The organism is Brucella sp. IR068 (assembly GCF_049065885.1).
Classification (GTDB): domain Bacteria; phylum Pseudomonadota; class Alphaproteobacteria; order Rhizobiales; family Rhizobiaceae; genus Brucella; species Brucella intermedia.
In genome coordinates this window covers 131,658-157,607 of record NZ_JBAKHE010000008.1, presented here as the reverse complement: position 1 = coordinate 157,607, position 25,950 = coordinate 131,658, and the positions used below count along the sequence as shown (strand labels likewise).

The following is a 25,950-nucleotide window of genomic DNA, read 5'->3' as shown; positions in this document are numbered from 1 at the left end:
CAGGCGCTTGTTACGGTTAATTTTGGTGAAAGGAAGGCGCTGCGCTGTCAGCCAGCCTCTCTACCGATTCCGTCAGGGTGATTAATGGAATATTATGGTTAAAGATGCGTTAGCATTTGCCTAAATAGAACGCACCCCAAAAAAGTGGAAACGATTTCGGGCGGAATAATCCGCAGCTCAGCCCTTGCGGCTGTTGGTGAAGGCCTCTCGCCATTCATCGGGAATGCGGCGCGGATGGCCCTCCTTGGTAATCATTACGGCTTCCACCTTCGCTTCCGAAAGCAGCCGCTCTCCACAGGTGATCTTCTGCGCCATGATGACCCGTGCCCCGCGAATTTCGCTGACGCGGGTTTCGATCAGGATGAGGTCGTCCATCTTCGCCGGCGATTTGTAGTCGATCTCCATGCGGCGAACGACCCACACCATTTCTTCGCCAAGCGCGCCTTCCGCCAGCTCGATATGGTGAACGTCCTGCAAGCGCAGAAAGTCCGTGCGCCCGCGTTCGTAGAATTCCAGATAGCGGCCGTGATAGACGAAGCCGGAAAAATCCGTATCGGCATAATAAATGCGTGCATAGAGCAGATGCGCGCCGTCCTTCAGTTCGCCCGATACGGCAGCCTGCGCCAATTGTTCCTGTCGTTCCGTCATTCGTCTTCCATGAAGAGGCCGTATTGCGACTGCTGGATGATTTCAGCGGGCGCAGGCAATCCGAGATGCTGCCATGCAACGGCGGTCAGGACCCGGCCGCGCGGCGTGCGTTGCAGGAAACCCTGCTGAATCAGATAGGGTTCGATAATGTCTTCAATCGCGTCACGCGGCTCGGACAGACCGGCAGCGATGGTTTCGATCCCCACCGGCCCGCCACCGAAATTGCGCGCGATGATATTGAGATAGCGCCGGTCGAGCTGGTCCAGTCCGCGATTGTCCACCTCAAGACGCGACAATGCCTCATCGGCTATCTTGCGATCGATGACGTCGGCGCCCGCCACCAGCGCAAAATCGCGAACGCGGCGCAACAGCCGCCCGGCGATGCGCGGGGTGCCGCGCGAACGTCGCGCCACTTCCAGCGCACCATCCGGCGAAATACCCATCTGCATGATGCGCGCGCCACGGCGCACAATATATTCCAGTTCCTCGACCGTATAGAAGTTGAGCCTCACCGGAATGCCGAAGCGATCGCGCAATGGCGTGGTCAAAAGGCCGAGACGGGTCGTTGCCGCAACGAGCGTAAACTTGGCAAGATCGATCTTCACCGAACGGGCGGCAGGGCCTTCACCAATGATGAGATCGAGCTGAAAATCCTCCATGGCGGGATAGAGGATTTCTTCCACTGCCGGGCTCAGGCGATGAATTTCATCGATGAAAAGAACGTCGCGCTCTTCGAGATTGGTCAAAAGTGCTGCAAGGTCGCCCGCCTTGGCAATGACCGGGCCAGACGTGGAACGGAAATTGACGCCCAGTTCCTTGGCCATGATCTGCGCCAATGTCGTCTTGCCGAGACCCGGAGGGCCAACGAACAGCACGTGGTCAAGCGCCTCACCCCGCACCTTGGCCGCTTCGATGAAAACTTTCAGATTGGCGCGCGCCGCCGCCTGGCCGACGAAATCGTCGAGCATCTGCGGGCGCAGCGTATTGTCTTCATCTGCGCGGCTGTCGGGATTGATGAGAGGGTTGCGGTCGCTCATGCCTTCCTCCTCGCACGAACATCATGTTCAGGCAAGCTGCGCAGAGCCTGAATCAAAAAGCGGCAGGCCGTGGCGAAAATGGCGATTTTCGAGTACCGGAGCGGAGTGTACTTCATGTACATGAGCACCGGAACGCAGGAAAGCGCCGTTTGCAGACCGGCGTGGCGACTTTTGGAACAGGCTCTCACCGCGACAATTCCTTCAAACCCAGCCTGATGAGCTTTGCCGAATCGGCATTCTCTCCCGCCTCTTTCAGTGCGGCTGCAACGGCATTGGCTGCCTGATCCCGGGAATAACCGAGATTGGAAAGCGCCGACACCGCATCGGCCACCGGTGCAGGCGCGGCACCCGCGCCAAGTTCCTGCTTGAGCCCGATCGTGCCGCTCGCATCGCCGGCAAAGGCAGGCGCCTTGTTCTTCAGTTCAGTCACGATGCGCTCTGCAACCTTCTTGCCGACGCCCGGCGCGCGCGACACCATCGCGATATCGCGCAATGCGATCGCATTGGCGAGTTCGGACGGCGACAGCGTGCCAAGCACCGCAAGCGCCACCTTGGCGCCGACGCCCTGCACATTCTGCAACAGGCGGAACCATTCGCGCTCAAGCTGATTGGCAAATCCGTAAAGGCGGATCATGTCCTCGCGGACATAGGTTTCGATGAACAGCACCGCCGCCTCGCCCGCGCCACCGAGATTGCCCAGTGTCCGCGCCGAGCAGAACGCGACATAGCCGACCCCATGCACATCGATGACCGCATGATCCTCGGCGATTTCATCGATCACGCCTTTAAGCTTGCCGATCATTCTGGTCTCACCCCGCTAACAGCGCCTGCATCCGGCGGGCGCTTACAATGCTCTGCCGATGGTGCGCATGGCAAATGGCAATGGCAAGCGCATCGGCGGCATCGCTCGTATCGAACGATGCACGCGGCATCAGCACTTTCACCATCATGTGAATCTGCTGCTTTTCACCGTGTCCGACGCCGATAACCGCCTTCTTCACGGCATTCGGCGCATATTCGGCAACAGGCAGGCCAGCTTGCGCCGGAGCCAGCAAGGCAATGCCCCGCGCCTGACCAAGCTTCAATGTCGCCGTTGCGTCCTTGTTGACGAAAGTGTGTTCGACCGCCGCCTCGTGCGGCATGAATTCATGCAGGACTTTGGAAAGCCCTTCATGGAGCTGGCAGAGGCGCGATGCGAGATCCATCTCGGCATTCGAGGTCACAGTCCCCGAGCCGATGAAATGCAGTGAATTGCCAAGCGATTCGACAATGCCCCAGCCGGTGCGGCGCAGGCCTGGATCGATACCAATGATGCGAATCGTTTCTTTCATAAGCGAACCCTATCCTCAGACGGATTCACTTGACAGCAGAAAAGTGAACAAAAGAGAAACATGCGCCCCGAAGGGCGCGGATGCTCAATGGTTATTCAATGTCAGGAAGCACCGAAAGCAGTTTTCAGCAACACGATCTGTTCGGAAACCGGATTGCCGCGCGGGATGCCCTGCAGCGAAACCACCTCACCGTAGACCTCGCGGTCCATCCGGCGCACGCGGGCCTGAAGGCGCATCGAGCGTTCAACCAGTTCCACGAAGGCGGCGGGCAGTTCGGACCAGCCCTGGGCGGCTTCACCCGCGGACGGAGTGTCGAGGCGCACCTTGGCCTTTTCGGCGGAAACCTGCTGGCGGGACATTTCTCCGCTGCGCGCGGCGCGCTGGAGCAGCAGCCAGGACGCAATCTGCATCAGGCGCGTGGTCAGCCGCATCGATTCGGCGGCATAGAGCGTCGCGGCCACGCGCGACAGATTGCGCGCATCCTCACGGCCTTCGCCATCAAGGTAGCTTGCGGCTTCCTCGACCATATCCATGCCTTGCGTATAGATCGGCTTGAACGAATCCGAGAAGACCATGCGCTCCGCGAGGCTGATCATATTGCTCGGCATCTGACCCTGTTCGCTAATCACTGCTCTGCCACCTTGCATGACCGCCGGCATCGGCGGCCCATTCCGTTGCCGTAGCCCTCCGGTGGGATTTGCCGGACGGATACGAATGAAACCATTGAACCGCTGTTCGACCATGGGGGAGGCTGAGACGGAACAGCTGTGCTAAACAAGTCCACGACAAACTGCACTTTCATGCACCGTCGCGCAAGTTTATGTTTAACGTTCGGTTAACATTTTCAGGGGCTTTTAAAGAAAGTCCGCAAATAGAACGGATCGGCAGTTGATTTCGTTCCACGTGGCGGCGCGTGGAAAGCCGACATTTCCGGGATGTGCAGCAAAAAGCGCATAAAAAAAGAGCCGCAAGGGCGGCTCTCAGGAGTTTAACAGGGAGGCGTCAAACAGAGTGGCTAAACCACTCGGTAAGAATCCAGCCGAACTGGATGTAAACCATTTAACATTCTTAAGATTAATGAATGGTTAATTTCCGCTCCGCTCTGTGGATAATCTCAAACGATTCCGCGCTTCGGCCGAAAGAAAAGCCGCCCGAAGCGCCCGGCTTATCCGTGGTCAATATCGCTGCATCGCAGGCTTTCCGCTTGAGGCGAGCTGCATCTTGACGGGTTCGGCAGCGGGAACGCCGGGCTTGGCCGAAGCGGCTGCGCCCTTCTTGCTCCAGCCGATGGTCGGCAGCCATTCCAGATAATAGGCCAATGCGAATTGCATCACGATGCCGGTTGCGATCAGCAGCGTGTCATATGGCAGGCCGCCGGGGTTCACCAGCTTCATCACCTGTGCCACCATCGCCAGCAGCGTACCGGCAATGAAGACCGGCAGCGAATGCTTGCCGAGAATGGCGAGCGGATTGTCGGGCGCAGTGCGGGCGATGTTGTTCAGCGTGGGGACCACGGCAATAAGATAGGCAATGGCCAGCACGTGCAGCAGGCGGGGACCCGACAGGAACGTCTTGTCGAAGCCGGTGATGACCATCGGCATTCCCATCGATGCATCGATACCCCAGAGCGGGATGCGCACCCACGCCAGCGCCAGCACCAGATAGCCGACCGCAAGGCCGATCAGCAACGGATGCTTCGGCAGTTCGCCTCCGCGACGCACATGCATCACGCCTGCGATACCGATTGCGAACAGGAACTGCCAGGACAGCGGATTGAGGAACCAGACGCCCTCGGTCGGATAATTGACCGGTGCCACGTGATAGAGGCCCGAGAGGAACCAGACCGTGCCGGAAACGCCAAGCATCAGCGGCAGGCTGATGCGCGCCAGCAGAAGCAGGACCGGGGTCAGGACGAGCATCACGGCGTACATGGACAGAATGTTGTTATAGCCGAGCTGGTGGCCCATCGTGACGATGCCGAACAACGCTTCGACCGGATGCTTGACCAGCGGAGCGATGTTGATCTGCGTCAGGAGTTCCGAACGCTTAAGGAAAAGGGCAGCGGCCGCGAAGATGGCGATGGTCGCCATGGTCGTCATGATATGCGCGGTATAGAGCACACCGGCGCGGCGCCACATCTTGAGCGACAGAAGCAGGCGATTGCCGGGAGCGAACTTCGATCCATAGGCAAGCGCGACGGCCATGCCGGAAATCAGCACGAAGGCTTCGGCCGAATCGGAAAATCCGAGATTCCTGTGTGTGAGATTCTCGTAGATCGTGCCGGGTACATGGTTGATGAAGATCGTTAGCAGCGCGAGCGCACGGAACACGTCAATGCGCGTATCGCGCATTTTCGCATTGGGTGCGTGCATCGCTTCTCCAGCGGTCGCAATATTCATTTACCAGCCTGCCTATCCTTGAAGGAAAGCACCTGCACTTGGGATTGCGAGGACTTTCCAATCTTCTTCGTGTCATTCCGGATGGGGGGCCGGAACGGTTTCACACGTTCTGCCGGGGCGTTCAGTGCCCGGTCTTGGTGTGGGTTATATATCCGTAAATTCGTGCAGAACCGGGTTGGTTCCGATCAACTTTCGTTCCAGTGGATAACATTATGCCAGTCCGGACTGGCCTGACCGGGAACGTGTTTCGCCAATGAATACTTGCCGAAGCGCGGTTGCGTCGCATAAATGCGATAAAACAAATAGATAGAGAGCCGCTTCCGTTTCCGGTAAACAGAACGCCTCTATTGCCCGAATTCCATCACGTTTTTCCCGTTAGGCTTCGTTCATGAACACGCCCGCTCACCAGACTGAAACCGACCGCTGCCGCATCGTGCTGGTTACGCCCCCGCTTGCCGACGGCGCGGCGCTCGCAAAACTGTTGACGGCTGCGCTTTCGGGCGGTGACGTTGCAAGCGTCATTCTCGACACCGGCGATCTCGACGAGGCCACTTTTCAGGCCGCCGCCGAAAAGGCGATCCCGGTCATTCAGGAAAAGGGCGCTGCCGCGCTCATCCTCAATGATACGCGCATTGCAGGTCGCGTCGGGGCCGACGGCATCCATATCGAAGGCAAGGCTGCAGATCTGGCCGAAGCGATAGAAAAGCACACGCCGAAGATGATTGTCGGCACCGGCAATCTGCGCGACCGCCACGGTGCGATGGAAATCGGCGAATTGCAGCCCGACTATGTGTTCTTCGGAAAAATCGGTGCGGACAACAAGCCGGACGCTCATCCGCGCAACCTGTCGCTCGCCGAATGGTGGGCGCAGATGGTGGAGATACCCTGCATTGCGCAGGCCGGAAGCGCGCTGGAAAGCATTATCCCGGCCGCCGAAACCGGCGCGGATTTCGTGGCGCTCGGACGGGCAGTCTTCGACGCCGAAGACCCGGCGCAGGCTGTTGCGGAAGCCAACCGGCTGCTCGACGAAAAAGCGCCGCGCTTTGAAAACTGATACCTCATCAAGGTCTTGCCGATGCCCATGAAGAACAAATTTCTTCTCGCTGCCGTTATGTCTTTCGCGCTGCCGGTCCTGCCTGTTCTGGCAGCCGGCGAGCCGGTGCACGGCCAGAAGAGCGGCAAGCAGGGCAATCATCAGGGCACGAAGGCCGACAAGCCTGCCAAGCCTGCCAAGCCGGTCATGCTGCCGCAACCGGCAACCACGGAACCGATGCCGCATATCGATCCGAGCCGTTTCGGCGACAAGCCGGCGGACGAGGCTTTCGGAGCATTCCAGCGCGGCCTTTATCTGACCGCCTTCAATCTGGCCAAACCACAGGCCGAAAAGGGCGACCCGGCCTCGCAGACGCTCATCGCGGAGATTTATGCGCGCGGTCTCGGCATTCCCGCCAACCAGAAACTGGCAGCAGAATGGTACGAGAAGGCGGCCAATAATGGTGTTGTGGAAGCGCAGTTCCGCTACGCGGCTCTTCTGCTTCAGGGCACCTATACCGCGAAAGACCCCGTCAAGGCGGAAGAGCTGATGAAGAAGGCTGCCGAGGGCGGCAACGCCATGGCGCAGTTCAACTACGGCCAGATGTTGATGGTGAAGACACCGGGCAAGCCCGGCCTCGACCTCGCCTTCCCGTGGTTCGAGAAGGCAGCCGAGGCGAAGCTTGCCGATGCGCAATATGCGGTCAGCCAGGTTTACGCCAATGGCACCCCGACCATTCCTCGCGACGACAAGAAAGCGCGCGTCTATCTCCTGCTCGCAGCGGCGCAAGGCTATGACACCGCACAATTCGACCTTGGCCGCTGGCTGATCGAGGGGCGCGGCGGCGACCGCAATTACGAACAGGGTTTCGGCTGGATGCAGCTTGGCGCGCAGCGCGGCATGGTTATGGCGCAGGCATGGCTTGCCCGCCTCTACCGCGATGGCATCGGCACCGAAGGCGATCTGGTGAAGGCGGCCGCCTGGTATATCGTCGCCCAGCGCGCCGGTTTCCGCGCGCCGGACCTCAACGACATGATGGACGGACTGGCTGACGATCAGATCAAGCAAGCCATAGAAACCGCCAATAACCTGCGCGTCCGCTGATTTTTGAGCGGTTTTTTCAAACCGGACCGGCCCTCTTTTCGTGGTCAGGCTTGCACAAAGCGTCGTTTTATGGTCTTGGAAACGCGATTATCGCGGCTCGAATATGAGATGCTCAGGCAATCCCCGAAATAAAGCCGGGCCGCACATAGTTTCACATTTTCATTCCGGACCAAGCTCATGAAGATCAATGGTAACGAAATCCGCCCCGGCAATGTCATCGAACATGCTGGCGGCCTGTGGGTTGCAGTCAAGACCAATGCCGTCAAGCCCGGCAAGGGCGGCGCCTACAATCAGGTCGAACTGAAGAACCTCATCAACGGCACCAAGCTCAACGAACGTTTCCGCGCCGCCGAAACCGTCGAGCGCGTTCGTCTGGAACAGAAGGATTTCTCGTTCCTCTACGAACAGGGTGAAGCGCTGATCTTCATGGACACGGAATCCTACGAGCAGCTCGAGCTGGCCAAGGATTTCGTCGGCGACCGCTCCGCCTTCCTGCAGGACGGCATGATGGTCACTGTCGAACTTTACGAAGAAAAGCCGATCGGGATCCGCCTGCCGGATCAGGTCACGCTCGCCATCACCGAAGCCGATCCGGTCGTCAAGGGCCAGACCGCCGCTTCGTCCTACAAGCCGGCGGTACTTGAAAACGGTATCCGCATCCTCGTTCCGCCATTCATCGAATCGGGCGAACGCGTGATCGTCGATACCAACGAACTGACCTACGTCAGCCGCGCCTGATCCGTTTCTGACTATGGCGGCGTCCCGCCGGGGCGCCGCATGTCGCATCCTTGCGACCGTTCTTTCTCAGATCGCTCAATTCCCTGACCGTCCGCCGTATATGTTCGCGGCTGGATGTTCGCCCTCTCTTTTTAACGAAATGCATGATCCTCTTTAAACTCCACGCTTAGGGATCGTGCTTACAAGGACAATGAAATGGCCCGCTCAGCCCTTCTCAACGTTATGGTACAGGCCGCTATGAAGGCCGGCCGCAGCCTCGCTCGCGATTTTGGCGAAGTCCAGAATCTTCAGGTTTCTCTCAAGGGCCCCGGCGACTATGTCAGCCAGGCAGACCGCCGCGCCGAAAAGATCGTCTACACGGAATTGAGCCGCGCCCGCCCGGATTACGGCTTCCTGATGGAAGAATCCGGCGAGATTGAATCCAAGGACGGACAGCACCGCTGGCTGGTCGATCCGCTCGACGGCACCACGAACTTCCTGCACGGCATTCCGGTTTTTGCTGTTTCCATCGCACTTGAGCGTCAGGGACAGATCGTCGCCGGCGTCATCTACAATCCGGCCATGGACGAGCTTTACACCGCAGAACGCGGTGGCGGCGCATTCCTCAACGACCGCCGCCTGCGCGTCGCATCGCGCAACAAGCTGGTCGATTCCGTCATCGGCACCGGCATCCCGCATCTGGGCCGCGGCCATCACGGCCATTATCTGGTCGAGCTGCGCAATGTCATGGCCGAAACCGCAGGCATCCGCCGCATGGGTGCTGTCGCGCTCGATCTCGCCTATGTCGCTGGCGGCCGCCTGGACGGCTTCTGGGAAGATGGCATGCATCCGTGGGATCTCGGCGCCGGCATCCTGATGGTGCGCGAAGCTGGCGGTTTCGTCTCGGACAAGAATGGCGGACAGGATATGTTCACTAATCATTCGATCGTCGCCGGCAACGAAACCATTCACGGCGCGCTTCTCAAGACGATCAAAAAGCCGATCTGATATTCCCAGCATTATTCGCTTTTTGGATCAGCGCGTCGCATGAAAGCGGCGCGCTGAAGCATTTCTGCCTTCATTTTTTCGTAACCAGACGATTCCGCTTCACGAATTAATGAAGTAGGCTCCCGTGCAAACACGCGACCATGGAGCGCAACGCATGAGCGATTTGAGACTTTCCCGGGAACGTCTGGATGAGGGACGCGATTACGACCCCTACCGCCTTTCGAGCCCGCGCATTGTCATTCTCACCATGGCGATCTTCCTTATTATTGTAGCCTTTCTGGCTGCAATCCTCATGCGGCAGATTCACACGTTCTTCGTCACCAATCCCGGGCTCAACGGGCTTATTCTCGGCGTTCTGCTGGTGGGCATCCTGCTCGCTTTCGGACAGGTGCTCCGGCTTCTGCCGGAAATCCGTTGGGTCAATTCATTCCGCGACGGCGACCGCGAGGGCACCGCGCGCCCGCCCGTACTGCTGGCGCCGATGCGCGCACTCATCGGGCGTCGCCAGTCGATGGCGCTTTCCACCGCCTCCATGCGCTCGATTCTCGATTCCATCGCGACCCGCCTTGACGAAAGCCGCGATATATCGCGCTATCTGATCGGGCTTCTGGTCTTTCTTGGCCTTCTCGGCACCTTCTGGGGCCTTCTGGAAACCGTCGGCTCCATTGGTCGGACTATCCAGACCCTCGATCCCAATTCGGGCAGTACCGGTGACGTTCTCGATGCCCTGAAAGCCGGTCTTCAGGCGCCGCTCTCGGGCATGGGCACGGCTTTTTCGTCGTCGCTGTTCGGCCTTTCCGGTTCGTTGATCCTAGGCTTCCTCGACCTGCAAGCGGGTCGTGCACAGAACCGCTTCTATACGGAACTGGAAAACTGGCTTTCCTCCGTCACCGATCTCGGCTCGGACGCGGACCAGCACGGCGGCACGGAAGAAATCCGTAATCTGGCCGATCGCCTGCAGAACATGCATGGCGGCGATGCATCCACGCAGCGCACAACGGCAGCACTTGCCAATCTTGCCGAAGGCATACAGGGCCTCGTCAAGAACATGCGCAGCGAACAGCAGATCATGCGCGACTGGGTGGAAAAGCAGGCCGACGAGCAGAAGGCGATCCGCCAGACGCTCGACCGCCTCACCCGGGCCATCGGAGAGCGCCCGCATGACCGCAAGTCCGACCGCACGGACAAGGCGGAGTAAGGCCCATGGCTTTTGCTCGCAACCGCCGTACCCAAAGGCATGTCGATTACTGGCCGGGCTTCGTCGATGCCCTGACGACGCTGCTCTTGGCAATCATGTTCCTGCTGACCGTTTTCGTGCTGGCGCAGTTCCTGCTCAGCCGTGAGGTCAACAACAAGGACAGCGTGCTTGCCCGCCTCAACAGCCAGATTCAGGAACTGACCCAGCTCCTGTCGCTGGAGCGCAGCAATTCGCAGGACATGCAGGACACCATCGCCAATCTGCAAGCCTCGCTGTCCACGGCGGAAACCGAGCGTTCACGTCTGCAAAGCCTGTTGAACGAAGGAAGTGGCGCAGGCGCCGCCGCTGAAAAGCGCGCCGGGGAACTGTCGGCGAGCCTTGATGCCGAAAAGCAGGTCAGCGCCCGCGCGCTCAGTCAGGTAGAACTGCTGAACCAGCAGATTTCGGCTCTGCGCCGCCAGATCGCCGCACTTGAAGATGCGCTCAACGCTTCTGAAAGCCGAGACCGCGAATCGAACGCTAAGATCGCCGATCTAGGGCGCCGCCTGAACGTTGCGCTGGCCCAGCGGGTGCAGGAACTGAACCGCTACCGGTCGGATTTCTTCGGGCGTCTGCGTGAAATCCTTTCCGACAAGGAAAATATCCGCATTGTCGGCGACCGTTTCGTCTTCCAGTCGGAAGTGCTGTTCCCGACAGGCTCGTCTGATATCAATCCCGCCGGTCAGGACGAAATGAAAAAGCTCGCCGATGCGGTAAACCAGCTCAATCAGGAAATCCCGGACGACATCAACTGGGTGCTGCGTGTCGACGGCCATACCGATAATGTGCCGCTGGCAGGCACCGGGCGCTTCCGCGACAATTGGGAGCTTTCATCGGCCCGCGCCACCGCTGTGGTCAAATTCCTGATCGCCAATGGCGTCCCGGCCAACCGGCTCGTTGCGGCAGGCTTCGGGGAATATCAGCCGCTCGATGCCTCGGACACCGCCGATGCCCGCGCCAAGAACCGCCGCATCGAACTGAAACTGACGGAGAGATAGAAGCATAAACGGGGAGAAGCCGTCCCCGTCTATTTGGTGACGAAGACCTCTTGTCACTTTATGTATCTAATGGATTTTTCGAATTTGACGTTTGAAACAGCATCTCATTCAGTCGGGATTCAAACGTCAAATTCAATCCACTAGCCCCGCATCGAATTGCAGCTTGGCGAGGCGGGCATAGATACCGCCCTTCTCGACGAGGGTTTGATGCGTCCCCTCTTCGACGATGCGGCCATGGTCGAGGACGAGGATGCGGTCGGCCTTGAGCACGGTCGCAAGCCGATGAGCGACGACAAGTGTCGTGCGATCAGCCATCAGGCCGTCCAGAGCCTTTTGCACCAGCATTTCGCTTTCAGCATCGAGCGCCGATGTCGCCTCGTCAAGCAACAGGATGGGCGCGGCACGCAGGATTGCCCGCGCGATGGCGATGCGCTGGCGCTGGCCGCCCGACAGCGTCACCCCGCGTTCGCCCACTTCCGTGTCATAGCCCTTGTCGAGCGCCATGATGAAATCATGCGCGAGGGCGGCTTTTGCCGCTGCCATAATTTCCTCATCGGTTGCGCCTGGCCTACCAAACGCGATGTTTTCGCGCACGCTGGTGGCGAAAATCGCCACATCCTGCGGCACGGTGGAGATGCGCGCGCGAACGGCCTGCGGGTCGGCATCAGGCAAGGCAACGCCATCGATGAGTATCCTGCCCGACTGGGGATCATAATAGCGCATGACGAGCGCGAAGATCGTGCTCTTGCCCGCGCCCGAGGGGCCGACAATCGCAACCGTCTCGCCGGGCTTCACCGTAAAGCTGACGCCGTTGAGCGACGGCGCATCCGGTCGCGTCGGATAGGAGAAGTGCACGGAATCGAACACGATCTCGCCCCGTGGCGGCACCGGCATGGCAACGGGCTTCGCAGGTGGGGCAATACCCGGCTGCTCATCAAGAATTTCGACAAGCCGCTCCGTCGCGCCTGCGGCCTGCGCCAGCTCGCCGCCCACTTCCGACAAGGCCCCGAAGGAACTGCCTGCAAATACGGCATAGAGCACGAACTGGCCGAGCGTACCGGCTGACATCGTACCGGCCAACACGTCACGCGAACCGAACCACAGCACGGCCACGATGCTGGAGAAGATCAGGAAAATGGCAAAAGCAGTCAGAACCGCGCGGGCCTGAATGGAAGAGCGCGCTGCCTGGAAAGACTTTTCCACGGCGCTGCCAAATCGCCCTACCACCATTTCCTCGTTGGTGAAGGCCTGCAATGTGCGCATCGCGCCGATCTGTTCGCTGGCATAGGCGTTGGCCTTCGCCAGCATGTCCTGTGTCATGCGCGAGCGGCGGCGCACGGAGCGCCCGAAGGCGATAAGCGGAATGACGATGACCGGAATGGCCGCGATGACCAGCGCCGAAAGTTTCGGGCTCGTGACAACCATCATCGCCAGCGCGCCGACACCCAGAATCATGTTGCGCAGCGCAACAGAGGCCGTCGCGCCGACCACAGACTTGATCTGCACCGTGTCGGATGACAGGCGCGAAACGATTTCTCCCGACTGCGACCGGTCGAAAAATTCCGGCGAAAGCGCCGTCACATGCGAAAAGACCGCATTGCGCAGATCGGCCACCACCCGCTCACCAAGCGAGATCACGAAGAAGTAGCGCAGGCCCGATGCAAGCGCGAGAATGAGCGCCAGCGCCACGAGCATGCCGAAGTAGTTATTGACGAAGATCGCATTCGAACCGGTGAAGCCGTGATCGATCATGCGGCGCAACGCGACCGGCACGGCAAGGGTCGTCACGGCGGCAAGCACCAGCGAGAAGAGCGCACCTGCAACCAGCCCCTTATAGGGCGCGAGGAACGGCGCCACTCTCTTGAGTGGCTTCAACGAACGGCGTTGGCGGCTTTCTTTTGCGGTCAATTCATGATTCATATCAATTTCAGTATCCCGGTCGGCCATTCTTGTGTTTGCGCCCTTGTTATTGCCGTGCGCCTGATGTATAGGCTCGCCAACCCTTTTGGAAGCCGTTGCCTGCAGGTAATGGGTCTTCATATCTGCCATTGGGCGAAAGTGCCGCAGTTTCGATAGTCAAGGCTGCGCTTTTCACCCCAGACTTTCAGGATTGAGAAGATGAAAGCCAATATCCATCCCGACTACCACACCATCAAGGTCGTGATGACCGATGGCACCGAATACACGACCCGCTCGACCTGGGGCAAGGAAGGCGATACGATGAACCTCGATATCGACCCGACCACCCATCCGGCTTGGACGGGCGGTTCGCAGACCCTGCTCGATCGCGGCGGTCGCGTTACGAAGTTCAAGAACCGTTTCGGCAATCTCGGCATCTGATCCGATATTGCATCTGGTTGAAAAGCCCCGCCTCGGCGGGGTTTTTTATTGCCCTGGTTCTTCGTTTCGCAAGGCACAAAAAATCCCGGACAAGGCCGGGATTTTTCAAAAACAATCTTGAGAACCGGATCAGGCGCTCAGCTTTTCCATCACTTCGTCGCTGACTTCGAAGTTCGTGTAGACGTTCTGCACGTCGTCATCGTCTTCAAGCACGTTGAGAAGCTTGAGAACAGAACGCGCCTTTTCCTCGTCCAGCTCGGTATTGGTCTGGGGCTTCCAGATCGTCTTGATCGATTCGGCTTCACCGAGTGCAGCTTCCAGAGCCTTCGACACTTCGCCGATGTCTTCAAACGCGCAGATGATGACGTGTTCTTCTTCGCCGGACTGCACATCGTCGGCGCCAGCTTCGATGGCTGCTTCCATCACCTTGTCGGCATCACCAACAGACGACTTGTAGATGATTTCGCCAACGCGATCGAACATGAAGGAAACCGAACCGGTTTCGCCCAGCGCACCGCCCGACTTCGTAAAGGCTGCACGGACATTGGATGCCGTGCGGTTGCGGTTGTCCGTCAGCGCTTCCACGATGACCGATACGCCGCCGGGACCACGGCCTTCGTAGCGCACTTCATCATAGTTCTCGCCGTCATTACCGGCAGCCTTCTTGATGGCGCGCTCGATATTGTCCTTTGGCATGGACTGCGCCTTGGCGTTCTGGATCGCCAGACGCAGACGCGGGTTCATCGCGGGATCAGGCAGACCCTGCTTGGCAGCAACGGTGATTTCGCGCCCGAGCTTGGAAAACATTTTCGACCGCACCGCATCCTGACGGCCCTTGCGGTGCATGATATTCTTAAACTGTGAATGGCCGGCCATGGCACCCCTGTTCTGTTTAAAATGCTGCGCACGGAAGCGTCACGCATGAAACAGAGATCAAGCAGAGAAGGGCCGCGGTCGGGCCACAGTGCTTTCCGTGCAGAATGGCGGCGTTATAAGGAATTCAGGCCCATTCGTCCAGCAAAAGCGCTACAAACATCGATTCCCTGTCAATAAAGGCAATATCGCTCGACCCGGCGAGCAAAGCCGATTATCTATAAATTCATGATTCAGCCTCCCCACAACACTCCCGGTGAAACCATCGCAGCCCGCATCAGCCGCATCCTTGCCGACCGCATCATTGCGGGCGAGATCGAGCCGGGCACCAAACTGCGACAGGATCACATCGCGGAAGAATTCGAGACCAGCCATGTGCCGGTCCGCGAAGCGTTCCGGCGATTGGAGGCTCAGGGCCTCGCAGTATCGGAACCGCGACGCGGCGCCCGGGTTGCGTCGTTCGATATTGGTGAGATCAGGGAAGTTGCGGAAATGCGGGCGGCTCTGGAAGTTCTGGCGCTCCGCCACGCGGCACCGCACATCACGCAGGCAACGCTCGACGCCGCCGAACAGGCAACGCTGGAAGGCGACAAGTCGCGCGACGTCAGAAGCTGGGAAGACGCCAACCGCCGCTTTCATCGGCTCATACTCGAACCATGCAGAATGCCGCGCCTGCTCGCCGCAATCGATGATCTTCATGCCGCCAGCGCGCGGTTCCTTTTCGCCACGTGGCGTTCGGAATGGGAAGCCCGCACCGACCATGACCACCGGGCGATATTACAAGCGCTGCGCCAGAACGATGTCGACAGCGCCGCCACGATCCTCGCCCGGCACGTGCAATGGATCGGACACCGCCCCGTCAAGACGGCATCAGGCAAGACGCGCGATTCGTTCGCGATCGTCGGCTGACGCCATCGCACGCGCTTCCTTCCGACTTTAACCTATCTCTATACCCCCACGCGGATTTCAGGCGGCGGAACGGGCTTTTTTGCGCGCAACTTCCACAGCAAGGGATGGTGCCGTTTGTTCGGCTCTTGCGTTTATCGTCACGAGCTTTAAAAAGATATAGATCGAATCTCCATTTTATCTATAATTCGAGGTAACCATGTCGACTATCACTCAGACCCGCCCATCCTTTAGCCCGCTTAATCTCGAAGCCCGCTCCCCGGCAATGCGCCTCGCGGCCGTAGCATTTGGCACGCTGGTTCTCGCCGTCTCATCACAGATCGAAGTTCCGATGATTCCGGTTCCGATCACGCTGCAGACCCTGATCGTTCCGCTGATCGGCGCGCTCTATGGCTGGCGTCTTGGCATGGCCACGGTTCTGGCCTGGCTCGGAGAAGCAATGATGGGCCTTCCGGTTCTCGCAGGCGGCGCCGGTGGTCTTGCACATTTCGCAGGCCCGACCGCAGGCTATCTCGTTTCCTTCCCGATCATTGCTGCACTGACCGGTTATCTGGCCGAACGCGGCTGGAACGGCAACCGCGTCGGCCTCGCATTCGTCTCGTTCCTTGCTGCCAACATGATCTGCCTCGCTCTCGGTGCAGTCTGGCTGTCCACCCTCATCGGCGCTGAAAAGGCCGTCGCCTTCGGCGTGACGCCGTTCCTGCTCGGCGCTCTCATCAAGTCGGCTCTCGGCGCAGCGATCCTCAAGGCTGCAGCGCCGAACCGTTGACCATACGTCTGCGTGGCCATCATCTTCTTTGCATGCTGACTTATGTCGGCAAGGGCTACAGCCCGGCTTTCGTGGAAAACTACGATGCGATTGCCGGGCGGTTGAGCCGGGGAGAAGATATTCTTCTGATTGATGGTCCCGATGACATCTGCGCGCCCCTGCTCTGCGGGGGCGACTGTCATTGTTATGAAGCAAGCGTCAGGAGACGCGACGCACTGGCGCTCAAGACCGTGGGCGAACTTCTGGGAACGGTTCTCGCTACGCCTTCCCCGTTCACGCTCGATGCGGAGCGGCTGGCAGCAATGCGCTCGAGCTTCGCCGATGGCACGCTGCGCGCGGCCTGCGAACATTGCGAATGGTCTGATCTGTGCACCCGGATTGCGGGGCCGGAAAATTTCGAGGGCGTGAAAGTCACCGCACCTGTTTCTGCAACCGAAAGCGGTTGCTGAAACGGTTAACTCCAGAACGCCGGTATCGTCTCTTCCAGATGCGCGCCGATGCGCAGGGGAGCGGCCTTTTCTGCAAGCCCTGTGCGGTCCGAAATCTCGATGCCGACGCCGCAGATGGTGGCAGGGCCGTTCGCCGCCTCGAACCGTCCTTTCGGCACTTTGGACAGGAAGCGGTTGAGCGGCTCTTCCTTATCCATGCCGAGCGACGAGTCGTAATCGCCGCACATGCCTGCATCCGACATATAGGCCGTGCCATTGCGCAATATCTGGCAATCGGCCGTCGGCACATGCGTGTGCGTGCCGACAACCGCGCTTGCGCGGCCATCGACAAAGTGGCCGAAACACTGTTTTTCGCTGGTCGCTTCGGCATGGAAGTCGAAGAAGACGGCATCGGCCTGTTCACCAAGCGGACAGGCTTCCAGAATTTTCTCGGCAGCGATGAAAGGATCGTCGAGATCCGGATGCATGAACACCCGGCCCATGATGTTCGAAACCAGAACACGGGCACCGTTCTTGGCGATATAAAGCCCCTCACCCTTGCCTGCCGTCCCTTTCGGGAAATTGGCCGGGCGCAGGAAGCGATCTTCGCGCCTGGAGAAATCCAGCGCCTCGCGCTGATCCCACACATGGTTGCCGGTCGTCACCACGTCGGCACCGGCACGAATGGTGTCGTGAAAAATCTCTTCGGTAATGCCGAAACCGCCAGCGGCGTTCTCGCCGTTGACGATAACGAAGTCCAGCTTCAGATCGGAAATCAGCCCCGGCAGCTTTTCATAAACCGCGGTACGGCCCGACCGGCCCACCATATCACCAAGAAAAAGCAATCTCATGAGATTGCCTTATAAACCTGCGCCAAGCGAACGCAAGCCGGTCAGGGCATTTTGCGGTCAGGCGGCATCCCCTGACATCGCATAAATACAGGAGCAAAATTAGACCGCCGACCCGGTTCCAAGCGAACGCAGGCCGCTTTCAGTCAGTATCTGGTTGAGCGCGATATCGTGCGGCTCATCGGGCACATGTTCGACTTCCTGACAGTCGAAAGCCATGCCGATCAGCAGCGGCTGCAAACCGCGCTCGGTAAAGCGTGCCAGCGCGCGGTCGTAATGCCCCGCACCGTAGCCGAGCCTGTGGCCACGCCGGTCGAAGCCGGCAAGCGGCATCAGCATGATCGCCGGATCGACAACCGGCGCGTCCTCCCCCGGCCCCATCGTGCCGAAACCGGTCTGCACCAGCTCGGTGTCCGGCAGATATTCACGAAAGGCAATCGTTTCCTTGTCCAGAACGACGGGCAGGCAGAGCCGTGCGCCTTTGGCGCGGAAGGCGGACAAAAGGGGACGCGGATCGATTTCGGACCGGATCGGCCAGTAGCCTGCAATCAGCGTGCCTTTGGGAACGTCGATTGCGGCCTCACCCTTTTTGGCAGCGGCCAGAGAAGCCTCGTAATGAAAGCGCGGATCAAGCGCATCGCGGATTGCAAGAATCCTGCGTCTCAGCTCCTGCTTTTCCAGACCGGGGCTACGCTCCGTTGCCGTCATGCCAAGCCACTCCCTGCTGCCGTGTTTCGCCATGCAGTGGAACCGCAATATGACAATCCGTCAAGTGACTCCGCCCGCCCCTTGAGCGACCTTCTCGGAACGGTCGCGGATGACGTTCAAAACGACGCCATGGAAGTCATTCAGGAACAATTTTCCCCACAGGTCGCAATAGAAATCGATCGGCGTTGCGATCCGGTAATGGGTCGTCAGCGTAAGGCGCGTATGGCCGTTCGCCAGTGGTTCGAGACTGTAGTTGCCCTGGGCAAGCTTAAGATAAGTGCTGTCGACCTTGATATGCGCCTCGACCTCGGGCGGGATGGAACCGGGACCGAAGCGGAAATCCCACGCCAGCAGCCGGTTTTCTTCCCATTGCGTGACAATTTCCTGAAAATTGACACCATGTGTCCACCGGAGCTGGCGCACTGCCCCGATGCCCTCTCCTTCAAGCCGCGCATCTACCGGCTGCGGCACGCCCAATATTCCATGACTGAATGTCCACGACAGTTCGTGGGGGCGCACATCGCGGATTTCGACCGTCTGCCGCCAGACAACTTCCGGCGGGGCTGCGATTTCGACTACCGTCGTGACGAAGCTGTCGTGCGGAGCATAGGTCATCTGAAGCTCGGCAGGCAGTACCAGCAGCGGCAGCGCAATGACCAGAGTGGTCGAGCGCCGCGAGCGAAACTGCCGGATGATCCATAATGTCACCGCCGAACCGAGCGCCGAAAACACCATGAAAAATGGAGCGGCCATGGCCACGCAAATGCCCGCCTCGTGGAAAAGCACCATGCTGGTGACGACAAGCCCGCCAATGATGGCCCAGCCCATGCGCACATGACGCCAAAGCCCCTTTTGCGCGCGCGGGTCCGACAGGCAGGAGGCGAGGCTCGCAACCGCCATCGGCAACAGGGCAAGCCCGGCAATGACCGGCATCGCGTCCATGTAGTGGCGCGACCAGATCATGACATAAAGCAGAAGCCCGTAAACGAATGCGACGGGTATCGCGACGGCCAGTCTTTCCGATGAATCGGGCGATGCTGTTTCGGGAGATTTCATCAAGATGCGCAAATGGTTGGAGTTTTGCGCCTGTTTACGAACAAATTGTCCGCAAGATCAAGCCTATAGCGAACAAGCTACAAGCCGGGAAAAGAAAGCGGCGACCACGACGACCGATGGTAGTGATTGATCCCGGGAACCTACAAAGTAGGTGGGCGCCATATGCGAAAGCCCGCAAGCCTTCACAGGAACAGCTCCCTTAGAGATCAATAAGGCCCCGGGGATGCTGTTACACCTGTCGGGAAGCGCAGTTCGCCAGCGACCAATATAGTATCTGCCGGACGGGAACGCCAGTGGCTTGCGCCAGCTCAACAGGAAATCTTTTCAGAAAATCTGAACTGCGATGTGGGCAGGACCACGGGTCCTGACCCTAGAGCGGTTCCTGTTCTGACAGAATCGCCGGAACCGCTCTAACTATTTGTTTTATCGCATTATCCAACGCATCGAAGCGGGACAGGAAATCAGTCCAGTGAACTGATTTCCCCGCGTAGACGTTTCACACTTTTGCTGGAAATGCTCTAGCTGCTTCGCGGCGCGATGCGCGAGGCCACCTGCTCGATGCGTGATGCCACATCCGTCAGCAGGCCGGTCAGGGCGGCATCGTTGCTGTCGGCGCGTCCGAGCGCTTCATCGCGGGCACGGCGCAGCGTGTCGACTTCGCTCTCCAGACCGTTGATGCGCTTCTGCATCTCCGCCATCTCGTCCATCACCATGATCCCGGCCATGACGGTCAGGCGCAGATCGCCAATCTCCCCGAAGGACGACTTCAGATGGGTCACATACTGGTCGAAACGGTCGGCGAGCCCGGAGAGGTGTTCTTCCTGCCCCTCGTCGCAGGCCATCCGGTAGGCCTTGCCATCAATGGTAACGGTTACGGTCGCTATGGTAGCCTCCTATCGGTCCAGAACGGCGCGGATTGTCTCCATCGCAGTCACGAGGCGGCGTGAAACCTCGCGGTTGGCGGCTTCAAGCCGCTCCGCGCGCGCTTCGGACTGGTCGAGTTCCTGGGCGAGACGGCTGCGATCCGCATTCATGCGCTGCACCTCTTCCTCGGCTTCGGCGAAATCGCCTTCCTTGTCCAGCCGCAGATCGACCGCTTGTTCAAGCGCGTTGAGTGCCTTTTCGAGCCGTTCCAAGACTTGCCTGAGGGTCGTATCGGGTGCCATCCATGTCCTTTCCAATGCCAATCGCAAGCCCAATTCAGGGACATCGAATCGCGCCTGCGGGACGGGCATCTTTGAAAAGATTGTAATAATCGACTGCCCGATAAGCAACAAATGAGGGGCATATACGAGCGTTCATACACCGTTATCGGTGCAAAAACGGCTTTTCAGTGGTTGCATATAAGCTGTCAGCGCTACTCAATCGATTAGTCGCGGACAGTTTATTACCCAAAACTCATCGGTTTATTGACTCCTTATGTGCAGGTGCTATGTGTCCCGGTGCCTTCTGGAGCGTGATCCTAAAACGCATGAAACCGTTTTCGATACGGATCGTGCTCAGGCAAAAGGCATCGCCGCAACCCCGTTAACCCCTCCCAAGGAAAGACGGCTGAGACCATGACCAATTCCGACAAACAAAACCAGATGGCCAACGCAATCCGCTTCCTCTCCATGGACGCGGTCGAGAAAGCCAATTCGGGCCATCCCGGCCTGCCGATGGGCGCAGCCGATATAGCGACGACGCTTTACACCCGTTTCCTCTCGCACGACCCGCAGAACCCGCACTGGCCGGATCGCGACCGTTTCGTGCTTTCCGCGGGCCACGGCTCGATGCTGCTTTATTCGCTGCTCTATCTTTCGGGCTACGAAGACATCACCATCGACGAGATCAAGAATTTCCGCCAGCTCGGCTCGCGCACCGCTGGCCATCCGGAATATGGCCACGCCGCCGGTATCGAAACGACGACAGGCCCGCTCGGTCAGGGCATCGCCAATGCCGTCGGCATGGCGCTTTCCGAACGCATCCTCAATGCGCAGTTCGGTGACAGCCTCGTCAACCACTACACCTATGTGATCGCCGGTGACGGCTGCCTCATGGAAGGCATCAGCCAGGAAGCAATCGCGCTTGCCGGTCATCTGAAGCTGAACAAGCTGATCGTGTTCTGGGACGACAACAACATTTCGATCGACGGCCCTGTCACGCTGTCCGACAATACCGACCAGCCTGCCCGTTTCGCCGCTTCCGGCTGGAACACCATGGCTGTCGACGGTCATGACCAGGACGCAATCGCCAAGGCCATCGAACTGGCCAAGGTTTCCGACAAGCCGACGCTCATCGCCTGCAAGACCACCATCGGTTTCGGCGCGCCGAACAAGGCTGGCACCAACAAGGTGCATGGCTCGCCGCTCGGTGCTGAAGAAATTGCCGCCACCCGCAAGGCACTGGGCTGGAGTGCAGAACCTTTCGTCGTTCCGGCTGAAGTGCTGGACGCATGGCGTGTGGCTGGCCTCAATGCGGCCAAGAAGCGTCAGGAATGGGAAAAACGCCTTGCTGCAGCCGACGCGGAAACCCGCGCCGAATTCGAGCGCCGGATGCGTGGCGACCTGCCTGCAAACTTCGATGCGACCATCATCGAATACAAGAAGAAGCTTTCCGCCGACAAGCCGAAGGTCGCGACCCGCAAGTCTTCGGAAATGGCTCTTGAAGTCATCAATGGCGTTGTGCCGGAAACCGTGGGCGGCTCTGCCGACCTCACCGGTTCCAACAACACCAAGACGAGCCAGACCAAGGCCGTAACGCCGGAAGATTACGGCCAGCGTTATGTCCATTACGGCATCCGTGAACACGGCATGGCTGCCGCCATGAACGGCATGACGCTGCACGGCGGCCTCATCCCTTACGGCGGCACCTTCCTGACCTTCTCGGACTATTGCCGCCCGGCCATGCGTCTTTCCTCGCTGATGGGCATCCGCACCATCTATGTCATGACCCATGATTCCATCGGTCTTGGCGAAGATGGCCCGACCCACCAGCCGGTCGAACATCTGGCTGCGCTGCGCGCCATTCCGAACCACAATGTGTTCCGTCCTGCCGATGCGGTGGAAACCGCCGAATGCTGGCAGATCGCCCTGCAATCGAAGAAGACCCCTTCGACGCTGGCGCTCACTCGCCAGAACCTGCCGACGGTCCGCACCGAGCATCGCGACGAAAACCTGTCGGCTTACGGCGCCTATGAGCTTGCTGCCGCAAGCAAGGACGCCAGGGTGACGATCTTCGCAACCGGCTCGGAAGTGGAAATCGCGCTCAAGACCCGCGACCTTCTGGAAGGCAAGGGCATCGCGACCCGCGTCGTTTCCGTTCCATGCTTCGAGCTTTTCGAACAGCAGAGCGACGCCTACAAGACGGCAACCATCGGCGACGCGCCGGTGAAAGTAGCCATTGAAGCGGCAATCTCGCTCGGTTGGGAACGCTTCATCGGCGAAAACGGCATCTTCATCGGCATGAAGGGCTTCGGCGCTTCGGGTGAGATCAACGATCTCTACAAGCATTTCGGCATCACGGCAGAACATGCCGCCGAAGCCGCGGAGAAGAAGCTCAACGCCGCATGATTTAAGGAAACGCCGGCGTCACACAAACGTCGGCGTTTCAATGTTTGAACCTACCAGTTCTAATGAGACGCATCGCAAGATGCAGAACCCAATCGGGAGAATAAGAGAAAATGGCAGTTCGCGTCGCAATCAATGGCTTTGGCCGCATCGGTCGTAACATCCTCCGCGCCATCGTCGAATCCGGCCGCACCGATATCCAGGTCGTCGCCATCAACGATCTCGGCCCGGTGGAAACCAACGCGCATCTTCTGCGTTATGACAGCGTTCATGGCCGTTTCCCCAAGGAAGTGAAGGTCGCCGGCGATACCATCGATGTCGGTTATGGCCCGATCAAGGTTCATGCCGTCCGCAACCCGGCTGAACTGCCGTGGAAGGAAGAAGGCGTCGATATCGCTCTGGAATGCACCGGCATCTTCACCTCGCGTGACAAGGCCGCCATGCATCTGGAAGCAGGCGCCAAGCGCGTCATCGTTTCGGCTCCTGCCGATGGCGCCGACCTGACCGTCGTCTATGGCGTCAACCACGACAAGCTGACCAAGGACCATCTGGTCATTTCCAACGCTTCGTGCACCACCAACTGCCTTGCGCCGGTGGCTCAGGTCCTCAACGATGCCATCGGCATCGAAAAGGGCTTCATGACCACGATCCATTCCTATACGGGCGACCAGCCGACGCTGGACACCATGCATAAGGATCTCTACCGCGCCCGTGCAGCCGCTCTTTCCATGATCCCGACCTCGACGGGCGCAGCCAAGGCCGTCGGCCTCGTCCTGCCGGAACTGAAGGGCAAGCTCGATGGCGTCGCCATCCGCGTTCCGACCCCGAACGTCTCGGTCGTGGACCTCACCTTCATCGCCAAGCGCGAAACGACTGTCGACGAAGTCAACAATGCAATCCGTGCAGCCGCCAATGGCCGCCTGAAGGGCATCCTCGGCTATACCGACGAACCGCTCGTCTCGCACGACTTCAACCATGACTCCCATTCCTCGGTCTTCCACACGGACCAGACCAAGGTCATGGAAGGCACCATGGTGCGTATCCTGTCGTGGTACGACAATGAGTGGGGCTTCTCCAGCCGCATGGGCGATACTGCTGTCGCCTTCGGCAAGCTGATCTAAGCGCCGATCATGTTCCGCGCCCTTCTCCCCACCGCTGCGCGCTGGCGTCCGCTGGAAGGAGAAGGGCTCGAACATCTCAATCTCGGCCCTACCGGCCGCACGATCCGTGCCGAAAGCGTCGTGATTGGCGATCGCGGTGGCGTCCCCTACGGCGTGCGCTATAGCATCGACTGCAACAGCGCCTGGCATGTCCTTCATTTCCTGATCGAAACCATGTCCGGCCACCGGCTGGAGCTGGTTTCCGATGGCGCCGGCCACTGGAACACGATGGCTGGCGATGCACTGCCCGAATTTGACGGCTGCATCGATATCGATCTGGCGGGAACCCCCTTCACCAACACGCTGCCCATCCGCCGCCTTGGCCTGACGCCGGAAAGCGGCACCGTACAGCTCGACATGCTTTACGTGCCCTTCGACAGCTTCCGCCCGCTGCGCGACCAGCAGCGCTATACCTGTATCGAGGAAGGACGGCGCTATCGATACGAGGCAGCCGACCGCACCTTCACCGCTGAATTGCCCGTCGACGAGGACGGGCTTGTCACCGACTATCCAACCCTTTTCCGGCGCCTGCCTGTTTGAGCACACTGCTCCATCGGCACCCGAAAGACAGTTCTGGGAGAAAGATCATGAGTTTCCGCACTCTCGACGATGCCGACGTCAAGTCCAAGCGCGTACTGGTCCGCGTTGATCTCAACGTGCCAATGGCGAATGGCGAAGTCACCGACCTGACCCGTATCGAGCGCATCGTTCCGACCATTGCCGAACTTTCCAGGAAAGGCGCAAAGGTTATTCTGCTCGCCCATTTCGGTCGTCCCAAGGGCGTTGCTTCGGATGAAAACTCTTTGAAGCATGTCGTGAAGCCTCTGGCCAAGGTGCTTGGACATGGGGTTCATTTTGCCGAAGACTGCATCGGTGACAAGGCAAAGGCCGCGGTCGATGCCTTGAAGGACGGCGATGTCCTGCTTCTGGAAAACACCCGTTTCCACAAGGGCGAGGAAAAGAACGATCCGGAGTTCGTCGCAGCTCTGGCAGCCAACGGCGATCTTTATGTGAATGACGCGTTTTCGGCTGCCCACCGCGCGCACGCCTCGACGGAAGGGCTTGCCCATGTCCTGCCCGCCTGTGCGGGCCGCGGCATGCAGGCTGAGCTTGAAGCGCTGGAAAAGGGCCTTGGCAATCCGGCTCGCCCGGTTGTGGCCATCGTCGGCGGCGCAAAGGTCTCGACCAAGCTCGACCTCCTCTCCAACCTGATCGAGAAGGTCGATGCGCTCGTCATCGGTGGCGGCATGGCAAACACCTTCCTCGCCGCCAAGGGCTATGATGTCGGCAAGTCGCTCTGTGAGCACGAACTTGCTTCCACCGCCCGCGAAATCATGGCCAAGGCCGAAACCACAAAGTGCGCGATCATCCTGCCGGTCGATGCTGTCGTGGGCTGGCACTTTGCAGCCGACACGCCGAACCAGACCTATGGCGTCGATGCCGTGCCAAGCGATGGCATGATTCTCGATGCAGGAGCACTTTCGACCGATCTGATCGCCTCGGCTATCGATGACGCCGCAACGCTCGTCTGGAACGGCCCGCTCGGTGCCTTCGAGCTGCACCCCTTCGACGCCGCCACGGTCAAGACTGCAAAGCATGTCGCAGCCCGTACCAAGGCAGGCAAGCTGGTTTCGGTTGGCGGCGGCGGCGATACGGTCGCTGCCCTCAATCATGCGGGCGTTGCCGACGACTTCACCTATATCTCGACCGCAGGCGGCGCCTTCCTTGAATGGATGGAAGGCAAGCCTCTCCCCGGCGTCGATGTCTTGAAGAAATAACACCCCACACCAGGTTTCAGTAAG

General features: G+C 59.3%; 27 protein-coding genes, 1 other RNA gene and 1 pseudogene. 14 read left to right on the top strand and 15 right to left on the bottom strand.

What is annotated here, in order from left to right; genetic code table 11:
- Positions 1 to 177: 177 nt before the first annotated feature.
- The 7 genes and pseudogenes from ACOWVS_RS15160 to ACOWVS_RS15130 form a co-directional block, all read right to left on the bottom strand.
- Entirely contained in the window at positions 178 to 648 is a 471-nt protein-coding gene (locus tag ACOWVS_RS15160; RefSeq protein ID WP_063620126.1) for a YbgC/FadM family acyl-CoA thioesterase, read from the bottom strand.
- Positions 645 to 1,685, bottom strand: a complete 1,041-nt coding sequence (gene ruvB, locus ACOWVS_RS15155; protein ID WP_006467716.1) for a Holliday junction branch migration DNA helicase RuvB — start codon at positions 1,683 to 1,685, stop codon at positions 645 to 647. Before ruvB ends, ACOWVS_RS15160 begins: the two co-directional genes overlap by 4 nt.
- Positions 1,686 to 1,723: 38 nt before the next feature.
- Positions 1,724 to 1,873 (bottom strand): annotated as a pseudogene (locus ACOWVS_RS15150) (flagellar basal body P-ring protein FlgI); the annotation flags it as partial.
- Positions 1,870 to 2,487, bottom strand: a complete 618-nt coding sequence (ruvA, locus tag ACOWVS_RS15145; protein ID WP_025090967.1) for a Holliday junction branch migration protein RuvA — start codon at positions 2,485 to 2,487, stop codon at positions 1,870 to 1,872. The pseudogene ACOWVS_RS15150 and the gene ruvA, both read right to left, overlap by 4 nt.
- Positions 2,488 to 2,494: 7 nt before the next feature.
- Complete coding sequence (ruvC, locus tag ACOWVS_RS15140; RefSeq protein WP_002964793.1) at positions 2,495 to 3,016, bottom strand: crossover junction endodeoxyribonuclease RuvC; 522 nt, start codon at positions 3,014 to 3,016, stop codon at positions 2,495 to 2,497.
- Positions 3,017 to 3,117: 101 nt separating this feature from the next.
- Positions 3,118 to 3,624: a DUF1465 family protein gene (locus tag ACOWVS_RS15135; protein WP_006473324.1), complete on the bottom strand. Its 507-nt coding sequence runs from the start codon at positions 3,622 to 3,624 to the stop codon at positions 3,118 to 3,120.
- A gap of 567 nt (positions 3,625 to 4,191) precedes the next feature.
- A complete protein-coding gene (locus ACOWVS_RS15130) occupies positions 4,192 to 5,388 on the bottom strand; it encodes an OpgC family protein (protein ID WP_063620127.1) in 1,197 nt (398 codons plus the stop codon).
- Positions 5,389 to 5,803: 415 nt separating this feature from the next.
- Here ACOWVS_RS15130 and ACOWVS_RS15125 point away from each other — a divergent pair, with 415 nt between their 5' ends.
- From ACOWVS_RS15125 to ACOWVS_RS15100, 6 genes are all read left to right on the top strand, one after another.
- Positions 5,804 to 6,469: a thiamine phosphate synthase gene (locus ACOWVS_RS15125; protein ID WP_063620128.1), complete on the top strand. Its 666-nt coding sequence runs from the start codon at positions 5,804 to 5,806 to the stop codon at positions 6,467 to 6,469.
- Between the two features lie 27 nt (positions 6,470 to 6,496).
- Positions 6,497 to 7,552, top strand: a complete 1,056-nt coding sequence (locus ACOWVS_RS15120) for a tetratricopeptide repeat protein (protein ID WP_063620129.1) — start codon at positions 6,497 to 6,499, stop codon at positions 7,550 to 7,552.
- A 177-nt stretch (positions 7,553 to 7,729) separates the two neighbouring features.
- The gene (gene efp, locus ACOWVS_RS15115) at positions 7,730 to 8,290 is read left to right on the top strand and encodes an elongation factor P (protein ID WP_006467724.1); all 561 of its coding nucleotides are present in this window, start codon (positions 7,730 to 7,732) and stop codon (positions 8,288 to 8,290) included.
- A gap of 195 nt (positions 8,291 to 8,485) precedes the next feature.
- Positions 8,486 to 9,277, top strand: a complete 792-nt coding sequence (locus tag ACOWVS_RS15110) for an inositol monophosphatase family protein (RefSeq protein WP_006467726.1) — start codon at positions 8,486 to 8,488, stop codon at positions 9,275 to 9,277.
- A gap of 154 nt (positions 9,278 to 9,431) precedes the next feature.
- Positions 9,432 to 10,475, top strand: coding sequence for a MotA/TolQ/ExbB proton channel family protein (locus ACOWVS_RS15105; RefSeq protein ID WP_006473228.1), 1,044 nt, complete (start codon positions 9,432 to 9,434; stop codon positions 10,473 to 10,475).
- Between the two features lie 5 nt (positions 10,476 to 10,480).
- Positions 10,481 to 11,512, top strand: a complete 1,032-nt coding sequence (locus tag ACOWVS_RS15100; RefSeq protein WP_063620130.1) for a peptidoglycan -binding protein — start codon at positions 10,481 to 10,483, stop codon at positions 11,510 to 11,512.
- 132 nt (positions 11,513 to 11,644) lie between these two features.
- Here the strand turns inward: ACOWVS_RS15100 and ACOWVS_RS15095 are convergent, their stop codons facing one another.
- Positions 11,645 to 13,561 carry an ABC transporter transmembrane domain-containing protein gene (locus ACOWVS_RS15095; protein ID WP_063620131.1) on the bottom strand — a complete coding sequence of 639 codons (1,917 nt, stop codon included), beginning with the start codon at positions 13,559 to 13,561 and terminating at the stop codon, positions 11,645 to 11,647.
- A gap of 69 nt (positions 13,562 to 13,630) precedes the next feature.
- Here ACOWVS_RS15095 and rpmE point away from each other — a divergent pair, with 69 nt between their 5' ends.
- On the top strand, positions 13,631 to 13,852 hold the full coding sequence (gene rpmE / locus ACOWVS_RS15090) for a 50S ribosomal protein L31 (RefSeq protein ID WP_006467736.1): 222 nt from the start codon (positions 13,631 to 13,633) through the stop codon (positions 13,850 to 13,852).
- A gap of 129 nt (positions 13,853 to 13,981) precedes the next feature.
- Here the strand turns inward: rpmE and ACOWVS_RS15085 are convergent, their stop codons facing one another.
- Positions 13,982 to 14,728 (bottom strand): YebC/PmpR family DNA-binding transcriptional regulator, encoded by a 747-nt coding sequence (locus ACOWVS_RS15085; RefSeq protein WP_006467737.1) that lies wholly within the window; start codon positions 14,726 to 14,728, stop codon positions 13,982 to 13,984.
- A gap of 225 nt (positions 14,729 to 14,953) precedes the next feature.
- On the opposite strand from ACOWVS_RS15085, the gene ACOWVS_RS15080 reads away from it, so the two are divergent.
- The 3 genes from ACOWVS_RS15080 (at position 14,954) to ACOWVS_RS15070 (ending at position 16,849) form a co-directional block, all read left to right on the top strand.
- Positions 14,954 to 15,634, top strand: a complete 681-nt coding sequence (locus tag ACOWVS_RS15080) for a GntR family transcriptional regulator (RefSeq protein ID WP_075042031.1) — start codon at positions 14,954 to 14,956, stop codon at positions 15,632 to 15,634.
- A gap of 196 nt (positions 15,635 to 15,830) precedes the next feature.
- Positions 15,831 to 16,400 carry a biotin transporter BioY gene (locus tag ACOWVS_RS15075; RefSeq protein ID WP_075042032.1) on the top strand — a complete coding sequence of 190 codons (570 nt, stop codon included), beginning with the start codon at positions 15,831 to 15,833 and terminating at the stop codon, positions 16,398 to 16,400.
- Positions 16,397 to 16,849, top strand: coding sequence for a DUF1284 domain-containing protein (locus tag ACOWVS_RS15070; RefSeq protein ID WP_075042033.1), 453 nt, complete (start codon positions 16,397 to 16,399; stop codon positions 16,847 to 16,849). Before ACOWVS_RS15075 ends, ACOWVS_RS15070 begins: the two co-directional genes overlap by 4 nt.
- Positions 16,850 to 16,854: 5 nt before the next feature.
- On the opposite strand, the gene ACOWVS_RS15065 is transcribed toward ACOWVS_RS15070, so the two are convergent.
- The 6 genes from ACOWVS_RS15065 to ACOWVS_RS15040 form a co-directional block, all read right to left on the bottom strand.
- Positions 16,855 to 17,679: a TIGR00282 family metallophosphoesterase gene (locus ACOWVS_RS15065; RefSeq protein WP_006467741.1), complete on the bottom strand. Its 825-nt coding sequence runs from the start codon at positions 17,677 to 17,679 to the stop codon at positions 16,855 to 16,857.
- A 99-nt stretch (positions 17,680 to 17,778) separates the two neighbouring features.
- On the bottom strand, positions 17,779 to 18,384 hold the full coding sequence (locus tag ACOWVS_RS15060) for a 5-formyltetrahydrofolate cyclo-ligase (RefSeq protein ID WP_075042034.1): 606 nt from the start codon (positions 18,382 to 18,384) through the stop codon (positions 17,779 to 17,781).
- A 60-nt stretch (positions 18,385 to 18,444) separates the two neighbouring features.
- Positions 18,445 to 19,440, bottom strand: coding sequence for an SRPBCC family protein (locus tag ACOWVS_RS15055; RefSeq protein WP_075042035.1), 996 nt, complete (start codon positions 19,438 to 19,440; stop codon positions 18,445 to 18,447).
- A 98-nt stretch (positions 19,441 to 19,538) separates the two neighbouring features.
- Positions 19,539 to 19,697: non-coding RNA, 6S RNA (ssrS, locus tag ACOWVS_RS15050), on the bottom strand.
- 261 nt (positions 19,698 to 19,958) lie between these two features.
- Positions 19,959 to 20,324, bottom strand: a complete 366-nt coding sequence (locus ACOWVS_RS15045; protein ID WP_025090848.1) for a cell division protein ZapA — start codon at positions 20,322 to 20,324, stop codon at positions 19,959 to 19,961.
- A 9-nt stretch (positions 20,325 to 20,333) separates the two neighbouring features.
- Positions 20,334 to 20,606 (bottom strand): DUF4164 domain-containing protein, encoded by a 273-nt coding sequence (locus ACOWVS_RS15040; RefSeq protein WP_006473231.1) that lies wholly within the window; start codon positions 20,604 to 20,606, stop codon positions 20,334 to 20,336.
- A 393-nt stretch (positions 20,607 to 20,999) separates the two neighbouring features.
- On the opposite strand from ACOWVS_RS15040, the gene tkt reads away from it, so the two are divergent.
- The 4 genes from tkt (at position 21,000) to ACOWVS_RS15020 (ending at position 25,926) form a co-directional block, all read left to right on the top strand.
- Entirely contained in the window at positions 21,000 to 22,991 is a 1,992-nt protein-coding gene (gene tkt, locus ACOWVS_RS15035) for a transketolase (protein ID WP_075042036.1), read from the top strand.
- Positions 22,992 to 23,101: 110 nt separating this feature from the next.
- Positions 23,102 to 24,109 (top strand): type I glyceraldehyde-3-phosphate dehydrogenase, encoded by a 1,008-nt coding sequence (gap, locus tag ACOWVS_RS15030; RefSeq protein WP_021588015.1) that lies wholly within the window; start codon positions 23,102 to 23,104, stop codon positions 24,107 to 24,109.
- Between the two features lie 9 nt (positions 24,110 to 24,118).
- The gene (locus tag ACOWVS_RS15025) at positions 24,119 to 24,688 is read left to right on the top strand and encodes a putative glycolipid-binding domain-containing protein (protein WP_063620138.1); all 570 of its coding nucleotides are present in this window, start codon (positions 24,119 to 24,121) and stop codon (positions 24,686 to 24,688) included.
- Between the two features lie 47 nt (positions 24,689 to 24,735).
- Complete coding sequence (locus ACOWVS_RS15020) at positions 24,736 to 25,926, top strand: phosphoglycerate kinase (RefSeq protein ID WP_063620139.1); 1,191 nt, start codon at positions 24,736 to 24,738, stop codon at positions 25,924 to 25,926.
- The last annotated feature ends 24 nt before the right edge of the window (positions 25,927 to 25,950 follow it).